The 4,117-nt window shown below is 71.2% G+C and carries 3 protein-coding genes; all 3 read right to left on the bottom strand.

Annotated elements, in window-relative coordinates:
- Positions 1–180: 180 nt before the first annotated feature.
- Positions 181–1,224, bottom strand: coding sequence for an alpha/beta fold hydrolase (locus G4D87_RS34415; RefSeq protein ID WP_163786906.1), 1,044 nt, complete (start codon positions 1,222–1,224; stop codon positions 181–183).
- Positions 1,221–2,792, bottom strand: coding sequence for a GMC family oxidoreductase N-terminal domain-containing protein (locus G4D87_RS34410; RefSeq protein ID WP_163786905.1), 1,572 nt, complete (start codon positions 2,790–2,792; stop codon positions 1,221–1,223). The genes G4D87_RS34415 and G4D87_RS34410 overlap by 4 nt, the downstream gene beginning before the upstream one ends.
- Positions 2,793–2,804: 12 nt before the next feature.
- The coding region (locus tag G4D87_RS34405) for a GMC family oxidoreductase (protein WP_240358842.1) at positions 2,805–4,117 on the bottom strand (1,313 nt) is incomplete at its 5' end.

Below are 4,117 nucleotides of genomic sequence, written 5' to 3'. Positions count from 1 at the left end.
CCCCAGGCTCGCGGTGAGCAGGTCCCCCGCCCCCACGCCCGTGGCCGCGACGAGCATGCCGGGGCCGAAGCGGGCCATCCAGCCCAGGCCGGCCGGCGGCGCACCGGCAGGCGACTGCGCCGTTGAAGGAGAGGAGGTGTCCATGGGGCGGGAACCGGGACGGTACCCCGCCTCATCCGCTCAGGCCATGGCCTCCAGCGCGCCGCGTATCACCGGGTACGTATCCTGCGACGCGGTGCTTCCCATGAAGGTGTCCAGGTGGCCGTACCCCGCCAGGACCTTCCGCTGGTAGTACGACGCGCCGTTCTCTTCGCGCAGCCACTCGTAGGTGAGCTCCGTGGACGCGGGCATGTACGTGCCATTCTGCTCTCCGGACACGAAGGTGATGGGGCGCTTCAGGTGCTCGGCGCGCAGGTATGACGGCGGACGCTCCCGGCCATAGCGTCGGAGGTTCTCCTCCCGGCCATGGTCGAAGCCCACCGCGTAGCCCGAGCGCGCCATCTGCGCCAGGTGACGGAACGTCAGCATGTTGCAGGGGCCGAACTGCTCGTCGAGCCGCTCATGCGTCTCCCGGTTGAGGCGCGCGTGCCGGAAGAGCTGCCCGTACATGAACGTCAGCCGGCGGCAGACGGTGCTGTCGCATTCATGGCGGAACAGGTCCACGAAGGTGCCGAAGGCCGCCTGGAACAAGGGGCTGCTCGGGTCCTCGTCCGGTGTCAGGTAGTCGCGGGTGACGTCCAGCACGTCCGGCAGCCGCAGCATCGCCTTGAGCTGCGTTGAAGGCGGGACGATGTGGTGCAGCGCCACCTGCGAGGCGACCACGCTCTGGACGTCCGGCAGCAGCCCCGCCGCCATCGCCATGAAGAACGTCGCCGAGCCCGCGCAGTGCACCACCGCCTGCACGGCGTCCGCGCCGGTGCGCTCGCGGACACGCCGCACGGCGGCGGGCATGTCGTGGCGGGCGGCGTCATCCAGCGTGAACTGCCGCAGCGGCAGCTCCACGCTGGCGCGCCAGTCCAGCAGCCAGGTGTCGTAGCCATGGCGCACCAGGTGCTGCACGAAGTTCTCCTGCACCGTGGGCAGCAGGAACATGCCGCTCCACACCCCCGCGCCATGGACGAGGAGGACAGGCCCCTTCGCGCCGCCCTGGTAACGCGTGAGCTGCAACGGAACGCCGTCGTCCGCGGGAAAGTCGTGCCTCTCGGCGGAAGGCAGCGTGTTCATGAAGCGCTCCTCGAATGGGATGAGAACCCGTGCACCACGGCCTCGGCGATGCGCTCGGCCACCGCGCTGATGGTCATCACCGGGTGGAAGCCGAGGGCTGTCGGGATGACGGAGCCGTCCGCCACGTGCAGCCCGGAATAGTGGAAGACCTCTCCCTCGGTGGACACCACGCCGCGCTCGGGAGCTTCCGCCAGATGCGCGCCGCCAAGCGAATGCACCGTGAAAGGCCGCTTGAAGAGCTGCCAGGTGACCAGCGGCGCGAAGGTGGCGCCGTACTGGGCCGCCAGGTCCCGCATCGCGTCCGTCATCCGCCGCACCAACTCCGCGTTCTCCCCGGCGAAGTCCCACGACACGTCGAGCTGCCCGTCATCCAGGTGCATCCGCCCGTTGGCGTTGTCCTGGCCGATGCCGAAGAGGTTGGACGTGCGCGCCGCGTCCACGTCGTCGCGCAGGGGCCGGCTCAGCAGGCCCTTCTTGAGGGCCGCGTGGAGGGCGGGCCCCAGGCAGGTCCACAGCGGCGCGCCCAGGCCCTGGAGCCGCCCGAGGCTCGGCTGTCCCAGGCCCGCGAGGACCTCCGTGGCGGGCTGGTTGAACGTGGCCTTCACCAGCGTGAAGCGCGGCTGACGGTCGGTGAAGCGCATCACCGTGGACACGTCCGGGCCCACCCAGGGCTGGAGGTCCTCGCGCGCGCCCTGCATCGACGCCAGGAAGTCCCCGTTGCCCGAATAGCCGTGGCCCAGCCGCCGGCTCACCCGAGGCAGCGTCCGCGCGACGTCCCGGCTGCGCAGCAACAGCTCCACCGTGCCCAGCGTCCCCGCGGCCAGCACCACCCGCGAGCCCTCCACGGTGTGCCGCTCCCCCGACACCAGGTCCCGGCAGTGGACACGGTACCCCTCCCGCGCCGGCTCCACGTGGGAGGCGAGCGTGCGCGCCAAGACGAGCGCGCCCAGCGCCTCCGCCCGCGCCAGGTACGTCAGGTCCATGGTGTTCTTCGCGCCGTGCTGGCAGCCGAACTCGCACTCGGCGCAGAGCTGGCACACGCGCCGGCCCGGACCCGGCGGCTCCGAGAAGGCCACGGCCACGGGCGGGTCGAACGTCTCGCGCCCCATGCCCCGGGCCGCGCGCTGGAAGAGGTCACGCTTGCGCAGCGGAATCGAGGGTGGCACCGGATTCAGCCGTAGCTCCCGCGCCACCCTGTCGAAGTAGGGCTCCAGCGAGTCCCGGCGGTACGCCCGGGGCCAGCGCGGGTCCTCGAACACCTCCGCGTCTGGCCGCACGTGGACGTTGGCGTAGATGAGCGAGCCGCCGCCGACGCCGCTGGCCGTCACCGTGCCGATGCCGGACAGGAAGCGCACGTCGAAGAGGCCCTGCGCCTTGCGCCGCTCGGCATGGCGCCAGAGCACCTCATCCGTGCGCGTCACGTCCCGGGGAAAGTCACCGGGCCGGTAGCGTTTGCCGCGCTCCAGGACCAGCACGGACTTGCCCGCCTGGGCCAGGCGCAGCGCGCTGATGGAGCCTCCTAAGCCGGAGCCCACGACGACCACGTCGTACCGAGATGCCTTCGCCACGATGCGCCTCTCCTATTCCAGCTTGGTCCGCGCGAAGACGTCCCAGAGGTTGCCCATGAACATGCTTCCAAACCGCTTCAGGGCCTGGGCCTTCGCCAGCGGGGAGGTCGTCCCCAGCACGGCGAAGGTCGTGAGCTGCTGGAGGAAGTCCGGCATGCCCAGGCGGATGATGCCGCTGGCCACCGCGGGCGCATGCCGGTCGCCGCCCCGGCGGATGACGGTGTAGAGCGTGGACGTGTCCGACCACATGTCGAAGCCGTCGTCGTCCCGGACGTGCTTGTAGCCATCCAGCAGGTACTGCTGGCCGTCCGTGCCGGTGAAGGGCAGCAGGTAGAGCATCCGCCGCTCGTAGTAGCTGTCCGTGTCCACGAAGAGGTTGAAGACGCCGTGGTCCACCTTCGCGCCGCCAGGTGGCGTGAGGCCGTGGACGTGGACGGTGCCCTGCGCGATGCCCGAATGGGCCTTCTCCGCGAGGAAGCGGTCGAGGTGGGTCACGGTGATGGTGAGGACGAACTCGGCCACCCGGCCCTCGGACTTGCCCTCTTCCTCGGCGCCCGCGTAATCCGTGTCGGGCAGGTGGCCGGGGTTGATGAAGCCGCGCATCCGCTCGGTGAAGCGCAGGCCCACCACGGGCGTTGGCGACAGCACCGTGCCTCCCTCTGGAATCACCACGCTCCGCATCGGGTCCTCCCTTGGCACCACCCGCGTGGGTGCCACACTCGGGCTCATCCGCATCGACGCGCGGAAGGGCTCCGCCGCCGCTGGGCCCGAGGCCGTACCGGCGCGCTCGGGGGCGGTCCAGGTGGGGTTCCCCAGCACCTGGCGGATGGCGGCCTCGACGTTGCGCTCCGCCACCGCGGCGATGGTGGACGACGGATTCACCCCAGTGCTCGCCGGCAGCGCGGCGCCATCCAGCACGTACAGGCCGGGGTGGCCGTGCACCTCGCCGTCCGGAGTCAGCACGCCGTAGGCGGGCTCCTCCGCCATGGTGCAGCCGCCCAGGTTGTGGACGGAGACGGGGATGTGCAGCCGATCCCACAGGGGGTTGAAGACGGCGCGCGCCCCGAGCGCCCGCGCGATGTCCTGGCAGACCTGCTCCTGCGTCCGGTACAGCGGCAGGTTGGAGGGCACGTCCCAGCGCACCTCCATGTCCCGCGTCAGGGGCCCCAGCGCGAGCCGCCCGTTGGCGCGGTCCCTCCCCATGGCCAGGAAGACGGCCTGGAAGCGCCCGCGCTCCTTGCCCATGACGGTTTCGGGCCGGGAGCGCCGGCGCAGGGCGCGGACCAGCTCCTTCTGGAGCAGGTCCGCGGGGACACGGAGGTCCC

This window comes from Myxococcus vastator, assembly GCF_010894475.1.
Taxonomy (GTDB): Bacteria; Myxococcota; Myxococcia; order Myxococcales; family Myxococcaceae; genus Myxococcus; species Myxococcus vastator.
The sequence above is the reverse complement of the archived record's forward strand: the minus strand, read 5'-3'. Positions and strand labels throughout refer to the sequence as shown.